This window comes from Burkholderia sp. IMCC1007 (assembly GCF_027257875.1).
Taxonomy (GTDB): Bacteria; Pseudomonadota; Gammaproteobacteria; order Burkholderiales; family Burkholderiaceae; genus Burkholderia.
Genome location: NZ_JAPVQY010000048.1, coordinates 29,190 through 50,725 on the forward strand (window position 1 = coordinate 29,190; position 21,536 = coordinate 50,725).

A 21,536-nucleotide genomic window follows, 5' to 3' on the forward strand; every position below is an offset into this window, starting at 1 on the left:
CGCGACGGCCGGATCACGACCGAGAGGGCAAGCGATGGCAGATACCGCAGTGATCGTGATCGACATGCAGCGCGGGCTGGTGCAGCGGGCGCGGCCCGCGTACCGGCTCGACGACGTCGTCGCGGGTATCAATCGACTGACGGCGGCTGCGCGCGCGGCGAACGCGCCCGTGTGTTTCGTTCAGCACGACGGCGACGCGGACGACGACATCGTGCCCGGCACGCGCGGCTGGGAACTGCACGACGGGCTGTTCGTCGACAACGGCGACTGGCGCATCCGCAAGCAGGTGAGCGATGCGTTCCACGACACGCCGCTCGCCGCGCAGCTCGACGGCCGCGGCATTCGCTCGGTGCTGATCTGCGGCTATGCGACCGAATTCTGCGTCGACTCGGCCGCACGCCGCGCGGCGCTGCTCGGCTACCGGACGACCATCGTGTCCGATCTGCATACGACGAACGAGCGCGCACATCTGTCTGCCGCGCAGATCGTCGCGCATCATCACTTCATCTGGGCGAACAATTCGCTGTCGGGGAACGCGGTGACGCCGCGTCCGCTCGCCGACGTGCTCGCCACGGAGTTCGCATGACGATCAAGGCGGTCGTGTTCGATTTCGGTGGCGTGCTGATCGACTGGAGCCCCGAGTACCTGTATCGGCAACTGATTCCGGACGAAGCCGAGCGTCGCTGGTTTCTGACGCACGTTTGCGCGATGGACTGGGTGGTTCGCCAGGACGGCGGCCAGACGATCGACGAAGGGACGAGCGAACTCGTCGCGAAGTTTCCGGAGCACGAGGCGCTGATCCGCGCGTTCTATGCGCGCTGGCACGAGATGATCGGTGGCGTACTCGATGAAGGGGCGGCGCTCGTCGACCGGCTCGACACGCAGGGGATGCCGCTCTTCGGGCTGACGAACTGGTCCGCGCAGACCTTTCCGTACGCGTGGGACAACTTCCCGATCCTGCGGCGCTTCAAGGACATCGTCGTGTCGGGGCGCGTGAAGCTCGTGAAGCCCGATCCGGCGATCTATCATGCGATGCATGCGCGGATCGATCCGCACCTGCCGGGCATCGCGCCGCACGAGCTCGTGTTCATCGACGACAACGCACACAACGCGGCCGCCGCGACGGCGCTCGGCTGGCACGGCATTCATCACACGAGCGCGGCGACGACCGAAGCGGGCCTGCGCGAACTGGGCGCGCTCGCATAGACGACGGCCGAACGATTGCCGGATGAAAGAAAGCGGGCCCGGAGCCCGCTTTCTGTTTGCCGATCGGAAGCGGCCGCTATCGGCATCCGGCCGCGCGTGACCGCGGCGCCGGATGCGCAAGCCGCGCCGTTTAGCGGCTGATCGGCTTGTAACGCAGGCGCTTCGGCTTCGCGGCTTCCTCGCCGAGGCGCGCACGCTTGTCGGCTTCGTACTCCTGGTAGTTGCCGTCGAAGAACGTGACCTGCGAATCGCCTTCGAACGCGAGGATGTGCGTTGCGATCCGGTCGAGGAACCAGCGATCGTGCGAGATCACCATCACCGAGCCCGCGAATTCGAGCAGCGCGTCTTCCAGCGCACGCAGCGTTTCGACGTCGAGGTCGTTCGACGGTTCGTCCAGCAGCAGCACGTTGCCGCCCGAGATCAGCGTCTTCGCGAGGTGCAGGCGGCCGCGTTCGCCGCCCGACAGGTTGCCGACGATCTTCTGCTGGTCGCCGCCCTTGAAGTTGAAGCGGCCGATGTACGCGCGCGACGGCGTTTCGTACTTGCCGACCGTCAGCACGTCGGCGCCGCCGGAGATTTCCTCGAACACCGTCTTCGAGCCGTCGAGCGCGTCGCGGCTCTGGTCGACGTACGCGAGCTTCACCGTCGGGCCCATCACGACTTCGCCCGAATCCGGTTGTTCCTTGCCCGTCAGCATCTTGAACAGCGTCGACTTGCCGGCGCCGTTCGGGCCGATGATGCCGACGATCGCGCCGGCCGGGATCTTGAAGCTCAGGTTGTCGATCAGCAGGCGGTCGCCGAACGACTTGCTGACGTTCTTGAATTCGATCACTTCATTGCCGAGGCGTTCGCCGGCCGGAATGAAGATTTCCTGCGTTTCGTTGCGCTTCTGGTATTCCTGGCTGCTCAGCTCCTCGAAGCGCGCGATACGCGCCTTCGACTTGGCCTGGCGGCCCTTCGGGTTCTGGCGCACCCACTCCAGTTCCTTCTTGATCGCCTTCTGGCGTGCCGATTCCGACGCTTCCTCCTGCTTCAGCCGCTCTTCCTTCTGGTCGAGCCAGCTGCTGTAGTTGCCCTTCCACGGAATGCCGTGGCCGCGGTCGAGTTCGAGAATCCACTCGGCCGCGTTGTCGAGGAAGTAGCGATCGTGCGTGACCGCGACGACGGTGCCCGGGAAGCGCACGAGGAACTGCTCGAGCCAGTCGACCGATTCGGCGTCGAGGTGGTTGGTCGGTTCGTCGAGCAGCAGCATGTCGGGCTTCTCGAGCAGCAGCTTGCACAGCGCGACGCGGCGCTTTTCGCCGCCCGACAGGTGCTCGATCTTCGCGTCCCACGCCGGCAGGCGCAGTGCGTCGGCCGCCACTTCGAGCTGCTGCTCGGGGCTGCCGCCGTCGCTCGACGCGAGGATCGCCTCGTATTTCGCCTGCTCGGCCGCGAGCGCGTCGAAGTCGGCGTCCGGCTCCGCGTAGGCCGCGTAGATTTCTTCCAGCTTCTTGTTGGCCTGGAACAGGTCGCCGAGACCTTCCTCGACGGCTTCGCGCACCGTCTTCGTCGGGTCGAGCTGCGGTTCCTGCGGCAGGTAGCCGATGTTCAGGTTCGGCATCGGCGTCGCTTCGCCTTCGATGTCCTTGTCGACACCCGCCATGATGCGGATCAGCGTCGACTTGCCCGAGCCGTTCAGGCCGAGCACGCCGATCTTCGCGCCGGGAAAGAACGACAGCGAGATGTCCTTCAGGATCTGGCGCTTGGGCGGCACGATCTTGCCGACCCGGTTCATCGTGAAAACGTATTGGGCCATTTGGATGTGAAAGTCAGAAATGGTTGAGACTGCCGCGCAGCGCTGCGGCGTGCGTGGCGTCGGGTGATTCGGTACGGAGCGTGCCGCGCGGGGCGCGGCGGTGTCGCCGCGGGTTGGCAGCGCGAGCGCGTATTGTACTTCGCCGCCGGCTGCTGCTGGCACCGCACTGGCCATCCGGCCGACCCGCGCTCACAGCCATGCGGCGACGCCGCCGTGCCCCGAGCAGGTGCCGCGCCGATGGCGGCTGAAGCTGTAGGTGCCGTCGCGGCAGCGCGCGCTCGCGCCGTCGGGCACGCGGCCCGATTTCGAACGGGCCGGCGCGTGGACGGTGTCGCCGTCGCGATTGCGGTACGTGTCGTGCCGGTCGAGGTCGGCTTCGTTGCCGTAGCCGGGCGACGCGCGATACGCGTGTGCCGGAGTCGGCAGCGCGGCGCATGCGACGAACAGCGCGGCCGACAGGGTCGCGATATGCGTCGCGCGGCGCAGCAGGGCAGCCATGGTCTCTCTCCGCTTGTTCTTGTCGATTGCGGGCCGGCGGCCCGTGCCGGATGTTAGCCGATCGGCCGCCTGTCGTAGTCGGCGCCGTACGGTGCGGCGCCGCTATGCCGCTATGTCGCGCCCGTCATCGACGCGGCGCCGTCGGCCTGCGCGGCGTCGAGAATCCACCGGCGGAACGCGGCGACCTTCGTGCGTTCCGCGTGATGCGGCGGATAGACGAGGTAGTAAGCGAAATCGTCGAGCCATGCGATATCGGCAAGCTGCACGAGTTGGCCGCTCGCGAGCTCGTTGCGCACCATCGCCGCCGGCAGCAGCCCGGCGCCCTGGCCCGCGAGGATCGCCTGCAGCAACAGGCCGGAATCGTCGAACGCGGGGCCGCGCGGCGGACCGAAATCGTCGATTCGCTGTGCGTCGAACCAGATATGCCAGCCCTTGCGCTCGGCGTCGTGCAGATGCGGCCAGCCGGTCAGGTCGGCGGGCGTCGCCGGCATGCCCAGCCGCGCGACGAGTTCCGGCGCCGCGAGCGCGACGATCTCCACCGTGAGCAGACGTTCGCTGCACAGCCCGACGTAGCGGCCGAGGCCGTGGCGAATCGCAACCTCGACGCCGTCGCGCGAGAAATCCGCGAGTGCGTGGCTCGTGACGATCTGCAGATCGACGTCCGGGGACGCGTCGCGGAACTGCGCGAGGCGCGGCACGAGCCACGCGGACGCGAAAAACGGCGTGACGCTCACCGTCAGCACGCCGCTGTCGGCGGCGCCCGATACGCGTTGCGATGCGTCGGCGATTTGCCGGAACGCGTTGCGCACGGGCGGCAGGTAAGCGCGGCCCGCGGCCGTCAGCAGGATGCCGCGGTTCACGCGCTCGAACAGCTCCACGCCGAGATGCGTCTCGAGCGTGCGGATCAGCTGGCTCACCGCGCCGGGCGTGACCGACAACTCCTCGGCCGCGGATTTCACCGACAGATGGCGGGCGGCCGCTTCGAACGCACGCAGCGCATTCAGCGGCGGCAAGCGGGAACGTTTCATTGAGTTTTTCTAAACCGAACGGCCGACGAAATATCGTTTGAGACGATGGGTGTGCGCGAGTACCGTTGTTGCTGGCGATCGCGTTGCCACGACGAGGCTTCGTGCTGCCGATGTGATCAACATAGTCCAACTATATCCACGACGCAAATGCGCGCCGCCCGGCGGCCGGTGCGTCAGTGGCAGGAGCAACGTCATGAACCGCCCGCGCGCATCGCGCGTCTTCTACGGCTGGTATGTGGTGGCGGCCGCGTTCGCCGTCACGTTCGTCGGATTCGGCAGCGCGTACTCGTTCAGCGCGTTCGTCGAGTCGCTGCAGCGGGATTTCGCCGCCTCGCGCGGGCAGATCTCGCTCGTGTTCTCGCTGGCCGGCTTCCTGTATTTCGGCTTCGGCGTCGTCAGCGGCCCGTTGGCCGATCGCTTCGGCTCACGGCGGCTCGCCGTCGTCGGGATGCTGCTGACGGCCGCGGGGCTTGCGGCGGCCGGTGCCGCGCATACGCTGCTGCAGGTCTATGTCGCGTACGGGCTGGGTGTCGGTCTGGGCGTCGGCTGCGCGTACGTGCCGGCCGTCGGCGCGGTGCAACGCTGGTTCGTGCGGCGGCGCGGCTTCGCGTCGGGGCTCGCGGTCGCAGGGATCGGCGTCGGTACGCTCGTGATGCCGCCGCTCGCGTCCGCGCTGATTGCGCACGTCGGCTGGCGCGGCGCGTATGTCGCGCTCGCCGTGATCGCCGTCGTGGTGGGCGCGGGCATGTCGCTGTTGATCGAGAACGACCCGCGCGGGCGCGGTTTGTCGCCGGACGGCGATGCGGCGCGTGCGCAGACGGGCGACGATCTGCGCGCCGCCGTCGCGGCGGTGCCTGCCGGCGCGACCGTGCGCGAGGCCGTCACGTCGCGGCCGTTCGCGAGCCTCTACGCGGCGTGCGTCGTATGTTCGTTCGGCGTCTTCGTGCCGTTCGTGCACCTCGTGCCGTACGCGCTCGATCACGGCGTCGCGCCGTCCACGGCCGTATTGCTGCTCGGTGCAATCGGCGTCGGCAGCACGGCAGGGCGCTTTTTCCTCGGCGGCCTCGCCGATCGCTTCGGCCGCCGCGCGTCGCTGCTCGCGATGTTCGCCGGCATGGCCGTCGCGCTCGTCGCATGGGCGGGCGCCGACACCGTCGCGACGCTCGCCGCGTTCGCCCTCGTATTCGGCGTGTTCTACGGCGGCTGGGTCGCCGTGCTGCCCGCCGTCGTGATGGACTACTTCGGCGGTCGCAACGTCAGCGCAATCATCGGCATCCTGTACACGAGCGTCGCGTTCGGCACGCTGATCGGGCCGGCCGCGGCCGGTTTCATCTACGACGCGGGCGGCGGCTACCTCGTGCCGATCCTGGCGAGCGCGGCCGCGAATGCAATTGCGTTCGCGATCGTTGCCACCACCGGGCGCGCATCGGCAACCGCGCGCGCGGCCGGCCGATAGACGAATCACATTGCGGGCTGGCCGAGCGTGCTGGCGCAGCCGCCGGCTGCGCATCCCGACGCCGTGAAAAACCCGCTTCGGCGAGAATGGCGTGCAACCATGCCGGCCTAGTGGCAGAGCGAAGGGGCGGGCGGCGCGACCTGAACGAGCGGCGCAGCGCGCTGCCGGACACGCGAGCGTCATTGGTGCGGCGCGATTTCGGCGATGCCGGACGACCGCAATCGATCGTTCCGGGATCCGCAATCCGGCGCCGGACTCGGACCAAGCGTTGCATCGTTTCGCATCGATGCAACAAGTGGTTCCATCGAAATTCTTCAATTGGTTCTTAGTGAAGAACCGTTTGATGCTTACACTCCTTCGCTTCGAAGGCGGCTGACCGACACAGCCGACGGAAAGGGCGCACGCGATGCGCCGGCGCCCGGTGCGCCGCATCGCACCCGCAGCTTCGCAGACTGCGTCGCGCACCCACCGGAACAGGCTTGATCCGGCTCCATGCCCGTATGCCGTGCACGCGCGGCGGGCAGCCGGATTCGACAACGACAACTCCCCGCGCCGCCTTCAGCGACTACGGTCGTACCGGAACCGTTTTTTGGAGAGAGACACATGAGTGGAAGCAAGACAGGCCTCGGCACGGGTCTGAAGCAGCGTCACGTGACGATGATGTCGATTGCCGGCGTCATCGGCGCGGGCTTGTTCGTCGGCTCGGGCCATGCGATCGCGGAAGCCGGCCCGGCTTCGATCCTCGCGTATGCGATCGCGGGCGTACTGGTCGTGCTGGTGATGCGCATGCTCGGCGAGATGGCCGTCGCGCATCCGGACAGCGGGTCGTTCTCGACCTATGCCGATCGCGCGATCGGCCACTGGGCCGGCTTCTCGATCGGCTGGCTGTACTGGTGGTTCTGGGTGCTCGTGATCCCGATCGAGGCGACGGCCGCCGCCACCATTCTCAACGCGTGGTTCCCGAGCGTCGCGACCTGGATCTTCGCGCTCGGCATCACGCTGCTGCTGACGATCACCAATCTCTTCTCGGTCAAGAACTACGGCGAATTCGAATTCTGGTTCGCGCTGATCAAGGTCGTCGCGATCGTCGTGTTCCTGTGCATCGGCGGGGCGGCGATCGTCGGCATCATTCCTGCGCCGGCCGTGTCGGGCGTGTCAAACCTGTTCGTGCATGACGGCTTCATGCCGCACGGCGCGAGCGCGGTGCTCGCGGCGATGCTGACGACGATGTTCTCGTTCCTCGGCACCGAGATCGTGACGATCGCGGCCGCCGAATCGGACAACCCGCAACGCCAGATCGTACGCGCGACGAACTCGGTCATCTGGCGTATCACGCTGTTCTATCTCGGCTCGATCCTCGTCGTCGCGGCCATCGTGCCGTGGAACGACCCGCTGCTGCCGAAGCACGGCTCGTATCAGCGCGCGATGGAACTGATCGGCGTTCCGAACGCGAAGGCGATCATCGACGTGATCGTGCTCGTGTCGGTCGCGAGCTGCCTGAATTCGGCGCTGTACACGGCGTCGCGGATGCTGTTCTCGCTGTCCAGGCGCAAGGACGCGCCCGCCTTCCTGCATCGCACCGATTCGACCGGCACGCCGCGCGCGGCCGTGCTGGCATCGACCGCGTTCGGTTTCCTGACCGTGATCGCTAACTACCTGATGCCGGAGCAGGTGTTCGGCTTCCTGCTGGCGACGTCGGGCGCGATCGCGCTGCTCGTGTATCTCGTGATCGCGATCTCGCAGTTGCGGATGCGCAAGACGCTCGAATCGAGCGGCGCGGACCTGACGCTGCGGATGTGGCTGTTTCCGTGGCTCACGTGGGCGGTGATCCTGTTCATCTGCGGCACGTTGACCGTGATGTTCGTCAGCGAGGAGCACCGGATGGAAGTCGGTGCGACGGCCGTGCTCGCGCTGATCGTGCTCCTTGCGTCGTGGCTGAACAAGCGCGGCCGCGATGCGCAGGCGAGCGCGGGGCGGCGGGTGTCGGCGACGTGATGACGGCGTGATGGAGCGGGCGGCTGCGCTGAGCGTTCGCTGCCGGCTAGCCCGGGGATTTTCGTCGTGAAAATGGCCCGATCGGTATGTACCGGTCGGGCCATTTGTCTTTTACGCGCGAGCAGATACGCTTGCCCCAGGCGATGGAGGCCGTTTCGCAACATGACGCGTCATGGCCATTTGGACTCGCAAAATCGAACTCGTCTGATTTCATCGACAACGGCAACTTCGTACATTGTTCACTTCGACAACCGAAGTGAATCGGCTCGCGATTAGCCATCCGCGAGACGAGAACGGGCGTCGCCTGGCACCCGTCCGTCCGAATGGCCCTGTCAATCGGCGTCGGCTCGAGTCGGCGCCGTTTCAGCCACAGCAGAGGGTACAGTGAGACGGGGCATGATCGGTTTGTTCGTGCTGGTGTCGGCGAATGTATTTGCCGGTCCGACGCCAGCCGATGAGATAGCAGCACGCAGCGGTTTGCCGGTGAGCGAGGTCAACGCGTTGCTCGGTCAGTGCGATTCGAACCAGACGAGCATGAATTTCTGCGCATGGCGTGATCAACTCATCGCCGAGCGGGAATTGCAGCGCGTCGCCGATAAACAGGCGCGCGAGCAGCCAGGGCGCAAGAAGACGCTCGACGCGCAACTCGCGAATTGGAAGAAAGCGCGTGATGCATCATGCGATAAATCGGCGCGTAACGCGTGGGATGACGGGTCGATGCTTCCTGCAGCACGGGCGATCTGTGCAACGGAGGCGACGAAGGAAATGACGAAAAGATTGTCCGCGAGCGCATCCCGCAAACCTTTATGAACCGACCCGGAATGAAAAAGGCCCGCAGCAATTGAGCTCCACCCCAAAAGTCGGACACCGATCCAACCTTTGGGGTGTTTTTCATCGCGACGTATGACGAGCGGTTTCGACTGCAGGTCGTTCAAGCGTATCTGGGAGGGGAGGCGAGTACACCCATGCTCGCAACTCGCCACGCGGTTGGGTGCACGATCATCCGGCGTTTGCTGGTCGGGCCAGTTGTTTTTTGCGATGGGTAAAGGCCGCGGCGAGAGTCGACGCGGTAGTGTCGAAATTTAAGGGCGAAGAATCGAACTCGTCCGATTTCATTCTCGACGGCATCTTCTTACATTCATCACTTCGACTGCCGAAGTGAATCGATGGAGCAATCGATTTGGAATGCTCGTTTATGCGTTTACGTTCCGAAGCGAGCCACGCCGCTCGTCATCGAGCGTGACATACATCCTTGCCCCGGTGCATTGAGGACGGGCCAATGACCGGGCCGCCGACTGCCCGGATACGCGTCGAGTTTTGCGCCGCCGATGGGTACGTGCTTCGAGGCGCCTATTTCCCGGCCGAGGCCGGTGTCCGCTCTCCGGTACTCGTCTGTCCCGCTACCGGACTGCGTCAGTCCTTCTATTTCGCATTTGCGGAGTGGCTGCGCGATGGCGGCTATCCGACGTTCGTATTCGATTACCGCGGTATAGGTGCATCGCTGAATGGGTGCCACGTGCGTCGATCGCGCGACGCCGGCCAATATCGACGACTGGCTGCGTTGGTTGCCGAACGCGAGCCGTAACGTCCATTTCATCAGCCCGAAAAACTGCGATGGCCGAGCGATCGGTCACGTCGGCATGTTCTGCCGCGCGCATTCGTCGTTGTGGCCGGAACTCACCAGTGGATTGCGAGGCTGACTGCCGGGATCGCTGCGATGCATTCGCCACGGCTCAAAGAAAAAGCCCGCAACCAGCGGGCTTTTTGCTGCGACCTGTGTGGGGAACAACGTCACACGTTGAACAGGAAGTTCATCACATCCCCGTCGTGCACGACGTATTCCTTCCCTTCGGCGCGCATCTTGCCGGCTTCCTTCGCACCCTGTTCGCCCTTGTACGTGACGAAGTCGTCGAACGCGATCGTCTGCGCGCGAATGAAGCCGCGCTCGAAGTCGGTGTGGATCACGCCTGCGGCTTGCGGTGCGGTGTCGCCGATGTGGATCGTCCACGCGCGCACTTCCTTCACGCCCGCGGTGAAGTAGGTCTGCAGCCCGAGCAGCCTGAAGCCCGCGCGGATCACGCGGTCGAGGCCCGGCTCTTCCATGCCCATGTCGGCGAGGAACGCTTCCTTGTCCGCATCGTCGAGGTCGGCGATTTCCGCCTCGATGGCCGCGCACACCGCGACGACCGGCGCATGCTCGCTTTCCGCGTACTTGCGCACCGCTTCGAGGTGTGCGTTGTTCTCGAAGCCGTCGTCCTTCACGTTCGCGACGTACATCGCCGGCTTCGCGGTGATCAGGCAGAACGGCTTGAGCAGCGCCTGCTCTTCTTCCGACAGATCGAGACCGCGCACGGCCTTGCCCTGGTCGAGGTGCGCGCGCACCTTCTCGAGCACCGCGGCGAGCTTCACCGCTTCCTTGTCGTTGCCCGACTTCGCCGCCTTCGAGTAGCGCGTGAGCGCCTTTTCGACGGTGGCGAGGTCGGCGAGCGCGAGTTCGGTGTTGATCACTTCGATGTCGTCGATCGGGCTGACCTTGCCGGCGACGTGGATGACGTTGTCGTCCTCGAAGCAGCGCACGACGTGCGTGATCGCATCGGTTTCACGGATGTTCGCGAGGAACTGGTTGCCGAGGCCTTCACCCTTGCTCGCGCCCGCGACGAGGCCCGCGATGTCGACGAATTCGACGACGGCCGGCACGACGCGCTCGGGCTTCACGATTTCGGACAGCGCCTTCAGGCGTGTGTCGGGCACCTCGACGATGCCGACGTTCGGCTCGATCGTGCAGAACGGGTAGTTCTCGGCGGCGATGCCGGCCTTGGTCAGCGCATTGAACAGGGTGGACTTGCCGACGTTGGGCAAGCCGACGATGCCGCATTTGAGGCTCATGGAATCCTTCGAACGGATGAGGCGGCGCGGCCGGACAAGGCACGGCGGCGCGGGAAAATAGGGACGGCCGGCGCTTGGGGCGCCGCGGGCCGACGTTCAAAGGCGCTATTGTACCGTGCCGACGCAGCGGTTTCCGGGCTCGATCCGAACGGCCGATGCGACGGGCCGCCGCTACCGGCCGCGCCCGCGATTCTGCTGATTTCCCGCAAACTGCGGCCGCATAAGGGATTGGCCCCGCAGCTATAATGCCCGCCATGACTGCCCACCATATCTTCGACGTCGCCGTGGTCGGCGGCGGGCTCGTCGGCAAGACGGCCGCGCTCGCGCTGACCCAGTCCGGCTACAAGACCGCGTTGCTGGCACAGCCGGCCACGCCGCGCCCCGCCGATCTCGCGTTCGACACGCGCATCTATGCGCTGTCGTCCAGCTCGCAGGCATTGCTGGAGCGGCTGCGGGTCTGGCAGGCGCTCGACCACGGCAGGCTCGCGCCGGTCTACGACATGCGCGTGTACGGCGATGCGCACGCGGAACTGCATTTCTCCGCGTACCAGGCGTCCGTGCCGCAACTCGCATGGATCGCCGAATCGTCGCTGATCGAGACGTCGCTCGACGCCGCGCTGCGGTTCCAGCCGAACCTCACGTGGTTCGATGCGCGTGCGCAGGGCTTCGACGTGCGCGACGACGCGGCCGCGCTCACGCTGTCGTCGGGGCAGGTGCTCGAAGCGGACCTCGTGGTCGGCGCGGACGGTGCGCATTCGTGGGTACGCTCCCAAATGGGGGCCAGGGTGGAGCGACGCGACTACCGGCAGACGGGCGTCGTCGCGAACTTCAAGGCGTCGCTGCCGCACCGCGAGACGGCCTACCAGTGGTTCCACGAAGGCGAGATCATTGCGCTGCTGCCGCTGCCGCTGCCGGACGGCCATGTGTCGCTCGTGTGGTCCGCGCACACCGCGCACGCGGATGAACTGCTCGCGCTCGATCCCGCGCAACTCGCCGCCGAAGTCGAGCGCGTGTCGCACGGCCAGGTCGGCACGCTCGAATGCGTGACGCCGGCCGCCGGCTTCCCGCTCGCGCTGCAGACCGTCGACAAGCTGATCGCCCCGCGCGTCGCGCTCGTCGGCGATGCCGCGCACCTGATCCACCCGCTCGCCGGGCAGGGGATGAACCTGGGGCTGCGCGACGTCGCAGCGCTCGCCGATGCGATCACGAACAAGGAAAGCTTCCGCAACCTCGGCGATACCGTGCTGCTGCGCCGCTACGAGCGTTCGCGCCGCGAGGACATCCGCGCGCTGATGGTCGCGACCGACGGGCTGCAGCGGCTGTTCGCGGTGCCGGGTTCGTTCGCGAAGGCGGTGCGCAATGCGGGCATGGCGTTCGTCGGCGCGCAACCGCTCGTGAAGCGCTGGCTCGTGTCGGCCGCGCTCGGCTGAGCGAACCTTCGCGCAGGTTGCCGGTCGGACAGGGTTCCATTACGGCGTACACTATGCCGTGCACTCCGATTGAGCTGAAGGAACAACTGGATGAAAAAAACGATCCGCATCGCGTCGCTGGCGCTGGCCGTCACGATGGCGACGCTTGGCTGCACCGCGCAGGCCGACCCAATCACCGACAAGCTGAAAGCGACGCTGCAAGCGCGTCTGGGCAGTGACGCGCCGATCAAGAGCGTGTCGAAATCGCCGATCGCGGGGCTGTACGAAGTGAACCTCGGCTCGCAAATCATCTATAGCGATGCAGCCGGCGACTACGTGCTGCTCGGCGATCTCGTCGACACCAAGACGCACAAGAACCTGACCGACGCGCGCCTGTCCGATCTCAACAAGATCGACTTCGCGAGCCTGCCGTTCGCGAATGCGATCAAGGTCGTGAAGGGCAACGGCGCACGCAAGATCGCGGTGTTCTCCGATCCGAACTGTCCGTACTGCAAGAAGCTCGAGACGACGCTGCAGTCGATCGACAACGTGACCGTCTACACGTTCCTGTATCCGGTGCTGTCGCCGGATTCGACCGCGAAGTCGAAGGCGATCTGGTGCGCGACCGATCGCGCGAAGACCTGGCAGAGCTGGATGCTCGACCATCGTGCGCCGTCCGGCGCCGGCACGTGCGACACCACCGCGCTCGACAAGAACCTCGCACTCGGCCGCGGGATGAACGTCACCGGCACGCCGACGATCTTCCTGCCCGACGGCCGCCGCCTGCCCGGCGCGGTGTCGGCCGACCAGCTCAACCAGGCGCTCGCGTCGAGCAAGTAACCGACCGACACGCCGGGCCGCATGGCCCGGCCAGCGAGGGGCGCCCGCGATACTGCCGGCGCCTCTCTTCGTTTCCGCCGCCGTATTCCGTTCGATTTTCGACCGATTGCCACGATGACCCAGCCGATCCGCTATTCGATTGTCCCGAAAGATGTTGCCGCGCACCTGTTCGAAGTGTCGGTGACGGTCGCCGATCCCGATCCCGACGGCCAGCGCTTCTCGCTGCCGGTGTGGATTCCGGGCAGCTATCTCGTGCGCGAGTTCGCGCGCAACATCGTGACGCTCGCCGCGTTCAACGACGCCGGTCGCAAGGTGCGGATCGCGAAGACCGACAAGAACACGTGGCAGGCCGCGCCGGTGAACGGCGCGCTGACGCTGCGCTACGACGTGTACGCGTGGGACCTGTCGGTGCGCTCCGCCTATCTCGACGAATCGGGCGGCTTCTTCAACGGAACGGCCGTGTTCCTGAGCGTCGCCGGCCGCGAGGATGCGCCGTGCGAAGTCGACATCGCGAAGCCGGCCGGCCCGGCGTTCCGCACGTGGCGCGTCGGCACCTCGCTGCCCGAGGCGCGCGGCACCAAGCGCCACGGTTTCGGCGCGTATCGCGCATCGAACTATGATGAACTCGCCGACCATCCGGTGACGATCGGCGAATTCGCGCTGGCGACGTTCGACGCGCACGGCGTGCCGCACGACATCGTGATCGCCGGGCGCGTGACGCAACTCGACATGGAGCGGCTGCGCGCCGACCTGAAGCGTGTGTGCGAAGCGCAGATCGCACTGTTCGAGCCGAAATCGAAGAAGGCGCCGATGGAGCGCTACGTGTTCATGACGCTCGCGGTCAGCGACGGTTACGGCGGCCTCGAGCATCGCGCCTCGACCGCGCTGATCTGCAACCGCACCGATCTGCCGGTGAAGGGGCGGCCCGAAACGACGGAAGGCTACCGCACGTATCTCGGCCTCTGCAGCCACGAGTACTTCCATACGTGGAACGTGAAGCGCATCAAGCCTGCCGCGTTCGTGCCGTACGACCTCGCACGTGAAAACTACACGTCGCTGCTGTGGCTGTTCGAAGGCTTCACGTCGTATTACGACGACCTGATGCTCGTCCGTAGCGGGCTGATCTCGCAGGACGACTATTTCGCGGCGCTCGGCCGCACGGTCGGCGGCGTGCTGCGCGGCACCGGGCGTCTGAAGCAGAGCGTCGCGGACAGCTCGTTCGACGCGTGGATCAAGTATTACCGGCAGGACGAGAACGCGACCAACGCGATCGTCAGCTACTACACGAAGGGCTCGCTGGTCGCGCTCGCGTTCGATCTCGCGATTCGCGCGCAGACCCGCAACCGCAAGTCGCTCGACGACGTGATGCGTCTGCTGTGGCAACGCTACGGCCGCGATTTCTATCGCGGCAAGCAGGCGGGCGTCGAAGAAAACGAAGTCGAGGCGCTGATCGAGGAAGCGACCGGCGTCGCGCTCGGCCGCCTGTTCGTCGACGCGGTGCACGGCACGCGCGACCTGCCGCTCGCCGACCTGCTCGCGCCGTTCGGCGTGACGCTCACACCCGAGGTCGCGGCGGGCGCGGCTGCGAAGCCGACCATCGGCGCGCGCCTGCGCGGCGGCGCGGACTGCACGCTGGCGGCCGTCTACGAAGGCGGCGCCGCGCATCGCGCCGGGCTGTCGGCGGGCGATACGCTGATCGCGCTCGACGGGCTGCGCGTCACCGGCACGAACCTCGACGCGCTGCTTGCGCGCTATCGGCCGGGCGACAAGGTCGAGATCCATGCATTCCGCCGCGACGAGCTGCGGACCGCGAAACTGAAGCTGGACGGCCCGGAAGTCACGCGCTACCGGCTGACGGCCGCTGCGAAGCCGGCCGCCGTACAGAAGGGCCGGGAAGCCTGGCTGAAGGGCTGAACGCCGAAGAGCGGGTTTGGGGCGCGATCATGGATTGTTCTGCTGCTGCAACAATCCGTCGCCCGCAGCCCGCTTTTTCGGGACCGCGCGGCCACGCACAATGGCGTCACTCGCGCTACCGAAGCGCAACCTAACTGGAGCCTGACATGACGACCATTCTGCAAATCAATTCCGCCGCACGCTCGCAAGGCGCGCAGTCCACGCTGCTGTCCAACGAACTGACGGCAAAGCTGCAACAATCGAACCCCGGTTCGAAGGTCGTGGTTCGCGACCTGCTGACCGACGCGCTGCCGCACCTCGACGAATCGGTGCTCGGCGCGTTCTTCACGCCGGCCGACAAGCGTAGCGCGGAACAGAATGCGATCGTCGCGAAGAGCGATGCGCTGATCGCCGAACTGCAAGCCGCCGACATCATCGTGATCGGCGCACCGATGTACAACTTCGGCGTGTCGTCGCAGCTGAAGACGTATTTCGACTGGATCGCACGTGCCGGCGTCACGTTCCGCTACACCGAGAACGGTCCGGAAGGCCTGATCAAGGGCAAGAAGGTTCACGTCGTGACGGCCCGCGGCGGCAAGTACCTGGGTACGCCGAACGACAGCCAGACGCCGTTCCTGCGCACGTTCCTCGGCTTCATCGGCTTGACCGACGTGAGCTTCATCCACGCCGAAGGCCTGAACCTCGGGCCGGATGCGCAGAGCGTAGCCCTCGCCGGCGCTCGCGAAGCGATCGCTGCAGCGTAAGTCGATGCGGGTGCGTTGCACCCGTTGAGTCGGCCGGTGAAAAAAACGCCGCGCCCCAAAATGAATTGAACCGCAGAAGTTGGCTTCCCACTTCGTGGTTCAGTTCAGCAAGGGGCGCGGCGTTTTTGCGTGGTGCGGGCGAAAGGCGGGCAGTGGAACGCGGTTACGCGAGCGTTTCGGCCACGTCCGGCAGACGCCAGTCGATCGGCGGGCGGCCGGCTTCGACGAGATAGTCGTTCGCGAGCGCGAAGTGGCGGCAGCCGAGGAAGCCGCGGTGCGCGGACAGCGGCGACGGGTGCGGCGCCTCGAGCACGCAATGCGCGCTCGCATCGAACAGTGCGCGTTTCGCCTGCGCATGCGCGCCCCACAGCATGAACACGAGCCCGCGATGGCGGTTCGCCAGTTCGCGGATCAGCGTGTCCGTGCATTGCTCCCAGCCGCGCTTCGCGTGGCTCGCGGCTGCGCCGCGCTCGACCGTCAGCACGGTGTTGAGCAGCAGCACGCCCTGGCGCGCCCAAGTGTCGAGGCAACCGTGGCGCGGCGTGTCGTGGCCGAAATTCGCGGCGATTTCCTTGAAGATGTTGCGCAGCGACGGCGGCGTGCGGACCGCCGGCGGCACCGAGAACGCCAGGCCATGCGCTTGCGGCGTGCCGCGGTCGTCGCCGTGGTACGGGTCCTGGCCGAGGATCACGATCTTCACGTCGTCCGGGCTCGTCAGGCGCAGTGCGCGGAACACGTCGGTCGGGTAGACCGTCTTGCCGGCCGCGCGCTCCGCGTCGACGAAGCGGCACAGCGGCGCGTACGCGTCGCTGTCGGTGAAGGGTTTCAGCACGTCGCGCCAGACGGCCGGCAGCGCGTCGAATTGCGCGGCGAGGTGCGGGATGTCCGCGCCGGCGGGTTGCGCGGCGGGAGCCGGAGCGGCTGCCGCGGCTTTCTTCGCCGGCTTGCGTGCCGGCGACGGCGGCTCGGACGCCGGAGCGGGAACATCGTCGCGTGCCGTTTCCGGCACGAGATCGTCGAACAGCGACGCCTGCTGCGGCGTGCGGAGAGTCTTGCGGGTTGCCATGCGTGATGCGTGTTTATTGCGCGCGCAGCCGATAGCCGCGCTGCGCCTTGCTGATGTTTTCGGGGGCGAGGCCCGGCAGCGCTTGCTGCAGTTCGGCGGCGAGCGTCGCGAGCGCCGCTTCCGGGCCGTCGATCAGTTCGAGTTCGATTTCGCTGATCGGTTCGCGGCGCGTGTCGTTGCCTGCCTGGACGACGATCTCGCCGACGTCCACCGCGGCTTCGACGGTGGCGCCGGCGATTGCGATCCGCCACAGCGTACGCGAAAAATCCGTCCGGAACAGCGCGTGCAGCGCGGGCGCCGCGTCGCGCAGCGCGGTGGCGGCCTCCGGCACGTCGCACGCGGCGACGAGCGCGTCGATTTCGAGCGCGTCGCCGGCGACCGGCAGTTCCCACTCATGGCGGCGATGCAGGCCGGCTTCCGCGCTGCCGACCGTCTTGAACGTCTGCAGCCAGCCGTGCGGCGTGCGGCGCACGCGCACCGCGCTCTTCGAGCGGGACAGCGCGAGATCGGGCGTGTCGTAATAGACGTTCGCGAGCGCAATGACGTCGCCCGCTTCGCCGGTCAGCGTCTCGAAAAAGCGTCGCGCCGCGTCGGCCGCGCCGGCCGGCACCGCGAGCTTGATTTCCTTTTCGATCGCCATCAGAAGAACATCCGCGCGAGCTCTTCGCCCGGCTGCTCGGCGCGCATGAACGCTTCGCCGACGAGGAACGCGTTGACGTTCGCCGCGCGCATCGTGTCGACGTCGGTGCGCGACAGGATGCCCGACTCGGTCACGACCATGCGGTCCGCCGGGATCATGTCGAGCATGTCGAGCGTGGTCTGGATCGTCGTTTCGAACGTGCGCAGGTTGCGGTTGTTGATGCCGAGCAGCGGCGTCTTCAGCGTCAGCGCCTGTTCCATCTCGTTGCGGTCGTGTACTTCCACGAGCACCGCGAGGCCGAGCGAATGCGCATACGCTTCGAGTTCCTGCATCAGCGGCGTGTCGAGCGCGGCCGCGATCAGCAGGATCGCGTCGGCGCCCATCGCGCGTGCTTCGAGGATCTGGTACGCATCGACGATGAAGTCCTTGCGCAGCACCGGCAGCGAGCACGCCGCGCGTGCTTCCTGCAGATAGCGGACGCTGCCCTGGAAGAACTGTTCGTCGGTCAGCACCGACAGGCACGCGGCGCCGTGGGCCGCATACGAGCGCGCGATGTCGGCCGGCACGAAATGCTCGCGCAGCACGCCTTTCGACGGGCTGGCCTTCTTCACTTCGGCGATCACCGCCGCGTGGCCGGCGGCGTTCTTCGCACGCAGTGCGCCGACGAAGTCGCGCAGGTCGCGCGCGGATGCTTCCAGTTTCAGTGCCTCGAGCGGCGTGCTGCGCATGGCCGCCGCGACTTCTTCGCGCTTGACGGCGATGATTCGGTCGAGAATGTCGCTCATGTGGGTTCCTGCTTGATTCGTAAGGGGAGTCAGCGCTTGAACTGCTGCGTGAAGCGCACGAGTTCGTCGACTTTCGCGCGCGCCTTGCCGCTTGCGATCGCTTCGCGGGCGAGCTGGATGCCATCCGCGATCGATTCCGCGATGTTGGCCGCATAGAGCGCGGTGCCCGCGTTCAGCGTGACGATCTCGCGTGCGACGCCCGGCTGGTTGTCCAGCGCGCCGAGGAGCATCGTGCGCGATTCCTCGGCATTTTCCACCTTCAGCGTGCGGTTCGACACCATCTGCAGGCCGAAGTCCTCCGGATGGATCTCGTATTCGTGCACCTTGCCGTCGCGCAATTCGCCGACGAGCGTCGCGGCGCCGAGCGACACTTCATCCATCCCGTCCTTGCCGTACACGACGAGCACGTGCTGCGCGCCCAGACGCTGCATCACGCGCACCTGGATACCGACGAGGTCGGGGTGGAACACGCCCATCAGCTGGTTCGGCGCGCCGGCCGGATTCGTCAGCGGGCCGAGGATGTTGAAGATCGTCCGCACGCCGAGCTCGCGGCGCACGGCCGCGATGTTCTTCATTGCCGGATGATGGTTCGGCGCGAACATGAAGCCCATGCCGGTTGCGGCGATCGACGCAGCCACCTGGTCGGGCTGCAGGTCGATGTTCACGCCGAGCGCCTCCAGCACGTCGGCGCTGCCGGACTTGCTCGACACGCCGCGGTTGCCGTGCTTCGCGACCTTCGCGCCGGCCGCCGCGGTGATGAACATCGACGCGGTCGAGATATTGAACGTGTGCGAGCCGTCGCCGCCGGTGCCGACGATGTCGACGAAGTTCGAGTTGTCCTGCACTTCGACGTGGTTCGCGAATTCGCGCATCACGGTCGCGGCGGCGGCGATCTCGCCGATCGTCTCCTTCTTCACGCGCAGCCCGGTGATGATCGCGGCCGCCATCACGGGCGACATGTCGCCGCGCATGATGAGCCGCATCAGGTGCAGCATCTCGTCGTGGAAGATTTCGCGGTGTTCGATCGTGCGTTGCAGCGCTTCCTGCGGGGTAATCGTCATCGTGCGTCTCCCGTCAGGCGGCCGGCGCGGCCGCACGGGCCGCTGCGCGGTGCTGCTTCAGGAAATTCTCGAGCAGCGCGTGGCCGTGCTCGGAGAGAATCGATTCCGGGTGGAACTGCACGCCTTCGATCGGCAGCGTCTTGTGACGCACGCCCATGATTTCGCCGTCGTCGGTCCACGCGGATACCTCGAGGCAGTCGGGCAGCGATTCGCGTTCGATCGCGAGCGAGTGGTAGCGGGTGACGTCGAAATGCTTCGGCAGATCCGCGAACACGCCGCGGCAATCCGTTTCGATCCGGCTCACCTTGCCGTGCATGATGGTCTTCGCGCGCACGACGCGGCCGCCGAATGCTTCGCCGATCGCCTGATGGCCGAGGCAGACGCCGAGGATCGGCTTCTTGCCCGCGAATTCGCGCAGCACGTCGAGCGTGATGCCCGCATGCTGCGGATTGCTCGGGCCCGGCGACAGGCAGATGGTGTCGGGATTCACGCGCGCGATGTCGTCGAGCGTGATTTCGTCGTTGCGGTACGTATGCACGTCCTCGCCCAGTTCGCCGAAGTACTGGACCAGGTTGTAGGTGAACGAGTCGTAGTTGTCGATCATGAGCAGCATGGTCAGTCTCCGTCAGAAGTCGCTATCGAGGCCGTCCTGGACCTGTTCGGCCGCACGCAGCACCGCGCGCGCCTTGTTCTCGGTCTCTTGCCATTCGGATTCGGGCACCGAGTCGGCGACGACGCCGGCTGCCGCCTGCACGTACAGGTTGCCGTTGTGGATCAGGCCCGTGCGGATCGCGATCGCGAGATCCATCTCGCCGGAGAACGACAAGTAGCCGACGGCGCCGCCGTACAGCCCGCGCTTGATCGGCTCGAGCTCGTCGATCAGCTCCATCGCGCGCACTTTCGGCGCGCCCGACAGCGTGCCGGCCGGGAACGTCGCGCGCAGCACGTCGTAGTTCGTCATGCCGGGCTTCAGCTTGCCTTCGACCGAGCTGACGATGTGCTGAACGTGCGAGTACTTCTCGATCACCATCTTGTCGGTGACCTGCACCGAGCCGATTTCGGCGATGCGGCCGACGTCGTTGCGCGCGAGGTCGATCAGCATCACGTGCTCGGCGATTTCCTTCGGATCGTTCAGCAGTTCGGTCGCGAGTTCGGCATCGCGCTCGGGCGTGTTGCCGCGCGGACGCGTGCCGGCCAGCGGCCGAATCGTGACGATCTGGTCGTCGCCGCGCTTTTCCTGGCGCACCAGGATTTCGGGCGATGCGCCGACCACGTGGAAATCGCCGAAATTGTAGTAATACATGTACGGCGACGGGTTCAGCGAACGCAGCGCGCGATACAGCGACAGCGGATTGTCGCGGTACGGCTTCGTCAGCCGCTGGCCGACCTGGATCTGCATCAGTTCGCCGGCCGCGATGTATTCCTTCGCCTGGCGCACGGCGGCCAGGTAGTCGTCCTTCTTGAATTCGCGGAAGGTTTCGGTGCGCACGCTCGCCGACGTGACAGGCGGCTGCACGGTCGTGCGCAGGCGTTGCTTGAGCTCGCGCAGGCGCTGCTTGGCCTTCGTATAGGCTTCCGGCTGGGCCGGGTCTGCGTAGATGATCAGATAGAGCTTGCCGGCCAGGTTGTCGATCACCGCGACTTCCTCGGTGAGCAGCAGCTGGATGTCGGGCAGGCCGAGATCGTCGCGCGGCGCGGTGTTCGCGAGCTTCTTCTCGATGTAGCGCACCGCGTCGTAGCCGAAGTAGCCGGCGAGGCCGCCGCAGAAGCGCGGCAGGCCCGGACGCTGCGCGACCTTGAAGCGCGCCTGGAACGACTCGATGAATTCGAAAGGATCGCCGTCGTGCGTTTCCACGACCTGACCGTCGCGCACCACTTCCGACACGCCGTTGCGGGTGCGCACCAGTGTGCGGGCCGGCAAGCCGATGAACGAGTAGCGGCCGAAGCGTTCGCCGCCGACCACCGATTCGAGCAGGAACGAGTTGGCGCCCGCGCGTTCGGGCTGGGCCAGCTTCAGGTAGAGGGACAGCGGCGTTTCGAGGTCGGCGAGCGCTTCCGCGATCAGCGGGATGCGGTTGTAGCCTTCGTTCGCAAGCGATTGGAATTCGAGTTCGGTCATGTTCCGGTCCTGTTCGGGACGAGCGGCGGGGTGCGCCAGGGATCACTTGACGCTGCGCGGGCTGCCGTCGGCGAAAGGGCGGTCGATCGAGA

The 21,536-nt window shown here is 66.4% G+C and carries 20 protein-coding genes; 10 read left to right on the top strand and 10 right to left on the bottom strand.

The genetic code is table 11. The annotated features are described in order from the left end of the window. The first annotated feature begins 34 nt into the window (after positions 1 to 34). Together O1Q03_RS30105 and O1Q03_RS30110 are read left to right on the top strand one after the other, a co-directional pair. The gene (locus O1Q03_RS30105; protein ID WP_269507793.1) at positions 35 to 586 is read left to right on the top strand and encodes a cysteine hydrolase family protein; all 552 of its coding nucleotides are present in this window, start codon (positions 35 to 37) and stop codon (positions 584 to 586) included. After that, on the top strand, positions 583 to 1,206 hold the full coding sequence (locus tag O1Q03_RS30110) for an HAD family hydrolase (protein ID WP_269507796.1): 624 nt from the start codon (positions 583 to 585) through the stop codon (positions 1,204 to 1,206). The genes O1Q03_RS30105 and O1Q03_RS30110 overlap by 4 nt, the downstream gene beginning before the upstream one ends. A 130-nt stretch (positions 1,207 to 1,336) precedes the next feature. Here the strand turns inward: O1Q03_RS30110 and ettA are convergent, their stop codons facing one another. The 3 genes from ettA to gcvA form a co-directional block, all read right to left on the bottom strand. Next, on the bottom strand, positions 1,337 to 3,004 hold the full coding sequence (gene ettA / locus O1Q03_RS30115) for an energy-dependent translational throttle protein EttA (RefSeq protein WP_027783420.1): 1,668 nt from the start codon (positions 3,002 to 3,004) through the stop codon (positions 1,337 to 1,339). A 189-nt stretch (positions 3,005 to 3,193) separates the two neighbouring features. Continuing rightward, a complete protein-coding gene (locus O1Q03_RS30120) occupies positions 3,194 to 3,502 on the bottom strand; it encodes a DUF3761 domain-containing protein (protein ID WP_269507799.1) in 309 nt (102 codons plus the stop codon). A gap of 110 nt (positions 3,503 to 3,612) precedes the next feature. Beyond that, positions 3,613 to 4,530 carry a transcriptional regulator GcvA gene (gene gcvA / locus O1Q03_RS30125; protein WP_269507801.1) on the bottom strand — a complete coding sequence of 306 codons (918 nt, stop codon included), beginning with the start codon at positions 4,528 to 4,530 and terminating at the stop codon, positions 3,613 to 3,615. 193 nt (positions 4,531 to 4,723) lie between these two features. On the opposite strand from gcvA, the gene O1Q03_RS30130 reads away from it, so the two are divergent. The 4 genes from O1Q03_RS30130 (at position 4,724) to O1Q03_RS30145 (ending at position 9,566) form a co-directional block, all read left to right on the top strand. Continuing rightward, positions 4,724 to 5,986, top strand: coding sequence for an MFS transporter (locus O1Q03_RS30130; RefSeq protein ID WP_269507802.1), 1,263 nt, complete (start codon positions 4,724 to 4,726; stop codon positions 5,984 to 5,986). 603 nt (positions 5,987 to 6,589) lie between these two features. Then, positions 6,590 to 7,981, top strand: a complete 1,392-nt coding sequence (gene gabP, locus O1Q03_RS30135) for a GABA permease (protein ID WP_269507804.1) — start codon at positions 6,590 to 6,592, stop codon at positions 7,979 to 7,981. Between the two features lie 396 nt (positions 7,982 to 8,377). After that, positions 8,378 to 8,791, top strand: a complete 414-nt coding sequence (locus O1Q03_RS30140; protein WP_269507806.1) for a lysozyme inhibitor LprI family protein — start codon at positions 8,378 to 8,380, stop codon at positions 8,789 to 8,791. 469 nt (positions 8,792 to 9,260) lie between these two features. Continuing rightward, complete coding sequence (locus tag O1Q03_RS30145) at positions 9,261 to 9,566, top strand: hypothetical protein (protein WP_269507807.1); 306 nt, start codon at positions 9,261 to 9,263, stop codon at positions 9,564 to 9,566. Between the two features lie 206 nt (positions 9,567 to 9,772). On the opposite strand, the gene ychF is transcribed toward O1Q03_RS30145, so the two are convergent. Further along, entirely contained in the window at positions 9,773 to 10,867 is a 1,095-nt protein-coding gene (ychF, locus tag O1Q03_RS30150; RefSeq protein WP_269507808.1) for a redox-regulated ATPase YchF, read from the bottom strand. Between the two features lie 245 nt (positions 10,868 to 11,112). Here ychF and O1Q03_RS30155 point away from each other — a divergent pair, with 245 nt between their 5' ends. From O1Q03_RS30155 to O1Q03_RS30170, 4 genes are all read left to right on the top strand, one after another. Then, the gene (locus O1Q03_RS30155) at positions 11,113 to 12,297 is read left to right on the top strand and encodes a UbiH/UbiF family hydroxylase (protein ID WP_269507810.1); all 1,185 of its coding nucleotides are present in this window, start codon (positions 11,113 to 11,115) and stop codon (positions 12,295 to 12,297) included. A 90-nt stretch (positions 12,298 to 12,387) separates the two neighbouring features. After that, positions 12,388 to 13,116, top strand: coding sequence for a DsbC family protein (locus tag O1Q03_RS30160; RefSeq protein WP_269507812.1), 729 nt, complete (start codon positions 12,388 to 12,390; stop codon positions 13,114 to 13,116). Positions 13,117 to 13,230: 114 nt separating this feature from the next. Further along, positions 13,231 to 15,030: a M61 family metallopeptidase gene (locus tag O1Q03_RS30165; protein ID WP_269507814.1), complete on the top strand. Its 1,800-nt coding sequence runs from the start codon at positions 13,231 to 13,233 to the stop codon at positions 15,028 to 15,030. Positions 15,031 to 15,176: 146 nt separating this feature from the next. After that, positions 15,177 to 15,773, top strand: a complete 597-nt coding sequence (locus O1Q03_RS30170; RefSeq protein WP_269507816.1) for an FMN-dependent NADH-azoreductase — start codon at positions 15,177 to 15,179, stop codon at positions 15,771 to 15,773. A 163-nt stretch (positions 15,774 to 15,936) separates the two neighbouring features. Here the strand turns inward: O1Q03_RS30170 and O1Q03_RS30175 are convergent, their stop codons facing one another. Genes O1Q03_RS30175 through trpE form a run of 6 tightly spaced genes read right to left on the bottom strand, consistent with a single transcriptional unit; the run spans position 15,937 to position 21,444 of the window. Next, positions 15,937 to 16,839, bottom strand: a complete 903-nt coding sequence (locus O1Q03_RS30175) for a uracil-DNA glycosylase (RefSeq protein ID WP_269507818.1) — start codon at positions 16,837 to 16,839, stop codon at positions 15,937 to 15,939. Positions 16,840 to 16,852: 13 nt separating this feature from the next. Beyond that, entirely contained in the window at positions 16,853 to 17,479 is a 627-nt protein-coding gene (locus O1Q03_RS30180) for a CYTH domain-containing protein (RefSeq protein WP_269507820.1), read from the bottom strand. Continuing rightward, the gene (trpC, locus tag O1Q03_RS30185) at positions 17,479 to 18,264 is read right to left on the bottom strand and encodes an indole-3-glycerol phosphate synthase TrpC (RefSeq protein WP_269507822.1); all 786 of its coding nucleotides are present in this window, start codon (positions 18,262 to 18,264) and stop codon (positions 17,479 to 17,481) included. The genes O1Q03_RS30180 and trpC overlap by 1 nt, the downstream gene beginning before the upstream one ends. Positions 18,265 to 18,293: 29 nt before the next feature. Beyond that, positions 18,294 to 19,325 carry an anthranilate phosphoribosyltransferase gene (gene trpD, locus O1Q03_RS30190; protein WP_269507824.1) on the bottom strand — a complete coding sequence of 344 codons (1,032 nt, stop codon included), beginning with the start codon at positions 19,323 to 19,325 and terminating at the stop codon, positions 18,294 to 18,296. A 13-nt stretch (positions 19,326 to 19,338) separates the two neighbouring features. After that, complete coding sequence (locus O1Q03_RS30195) at positions 19,339 to 19,938, bottom strand: aminodeoxychorismate/anthranilate synthase component II (RefSeq protein ID WP_269507826.1); 600 nt, start codon at positions 19,936 to 19,938, stop codon at positions 19,339 to 19,341. Positions 19,939 to 19,950: 12 nt separating this feature from the next. Next, positions 19,951 to 21,444, bottom strand: coding sequence for an anthranilate synthase component I (gene trpE / locus O1Q03_RS30200; protein WP_269507827.1), 1,494 nt, complete (start codon positions 21,442 to 21,444; stop codon positions 19,951 to 19,953). Positions 21,445 to 21,536: the final 92 nt, after the last annotated feature.

What these genes read in the sequence shown, in the direction of transcription:
- O1Q03_RS30105 (WP_269507793.1), top strand. Translation starts at nt 35, where the DNA reads ATGGCAGATACCGCAGTGATCGTGATCGACATGCAGCGCGGGCTGGTG.
- O1Q03_RS30110 (WP_269507796.1), top strand. Translation starts at nt 583, where the DNA reads ATGACGATCAAGGCGGTCGTGTTCGATTTCGGTGGCGTGCTGATCGAC.
- ettA (WP_027783420.1), bottom strand. Translation starts at nt 3,004, where the DNA reads ATGGCCCAATACGTTTTCACGATGAACCGGGTCGGCAAGATCGTGCCG.
- O1Q03_RS30120 (WP_269507799.1), bottom strand. Translation starts at nt 3,502, where the DNA reads ATGGCTGCCCTGCTGCGCCGCGCGACGCATATCGCGACCCTGTCGGCC.
- gcvA (WP_269507801.1), bottom strand. Translation starts at nt 4,530, where the DNA reads ATGAAACGTTCCCGCTTGCCGCCGCTGAATGCGCTGCGTGCGTTCGAA.
- O1Q03_RS30130 (WP_269507802.1), top strand. Translation starts at nt 4,724, where the DNA reads ATGAACCGCCCGCGCGCATCGCGCGTCTTCTACGGCTGGTATGTGGTG.
- gabP (WP_269507804.1), top strand. Translation starts at nt 6,590, where the DNA reads ATGAGTGGAAGCAAGACAGGCCTCGGCACGGGTCTGAAGCAGCGTCAC.
- O1Q03_RS30140 (WP_269507806.1), top strand. Translation starts at nt 8,378, where the DNA reads ATGATCGGTTTGTTCGTGCTGGTGTCGGCGAATGTATTTGCCGGTCCG.
- O1Q03_RS30145 (WP_269507807.1), top strand. Translation starts at nt 9,261, where the DNA reads ATGACCGGGCCGCCGACTGCCCGGATACGCGTCGAGTTTTGCGCCGCC.
- ychF (WP_269507808.1), bottom strand. Translation starts at nt 10,867, where the DNA reads ATGAGCCTCAAATGCGGCATCGTCGGCTTGCCCAACGTCGGCAAGTCC.
- O1Q03_RS30155 (WP_269507810.1), top strand. Translation starts at nt 11,113, where the DNA reads ATGCCCGCCATGACTGCCCACCATATCTTCGACGTCGCCGTGGTCGGC.
- O1Q03_RS30160 (WP_269507812.1), top strand. Translation starts at nt 12,388, where the DNA reads ATGAAAAAAACGATCCGCATCGCGTCGCTGGCGCTGGCCGTCACGATG.
- O1Q03_RS30165 (WP_269507814.1), top strand. Translation starts at nt 13,231, where the DNA reads ATGACCCAGCCGATCCGCTATTCGATTGTCCCGAAAGATGTTGCCGCG.
- O1Q03_RS30170 (WP_269507816.1), top strand. Translation starts at nt 15,177, where the DNA reads ATGACGACCATTCTGCAAATCAATTCCGCCGCACGCTCGCAAGGCGCG.
- O1Q03_RS30175 (WP_269507818.1), bottom strand. Translation starts at nt 16,839, where the DNA reads ATGGCAACCCGCAAGACTCTCCGCACGCCGCAGCAGGCGTCGCTGTTC.
- O1Q03_RS30180 (WP_269507820.1), bottom strand. Translation starts at nt 17,479, where the DNA reads ATGGCGATCGAAAAGGAAATCAAGCTCGCGGTGCCGGCCGGCGCGGCC.
- trpC (WP_269507822.1), bottom strand. Translation starts at nt 18,264, where the DNA reads ATGAGCGACATTCTCGACCGAATCATCGCCGTCAAGCGCGAAGAAGTC.
- trpD (WP_269507824.1), bottom strand. Translation starts at nt 19,325, where the DNA reads ATGACGATTACCCCGCAGGAAGCGCTGCAACGCACGATCGAACACCGC.
- O1Q03_RS30195 (WP_269507826.1), bottom strand. Translation starts at nt 19,938, where the DNA reads ATGCTGCTCATGATCGACAACTACGACTCGTTCACCTACAACCTGGTC.
- trpE (WP_269507827.1), bottom strand. Translation starts at nt 21,444, where the DNA reads ATGACCGAACTCGAATTCCAATCGCTTGCGAACGAAGGCTACAACCGC.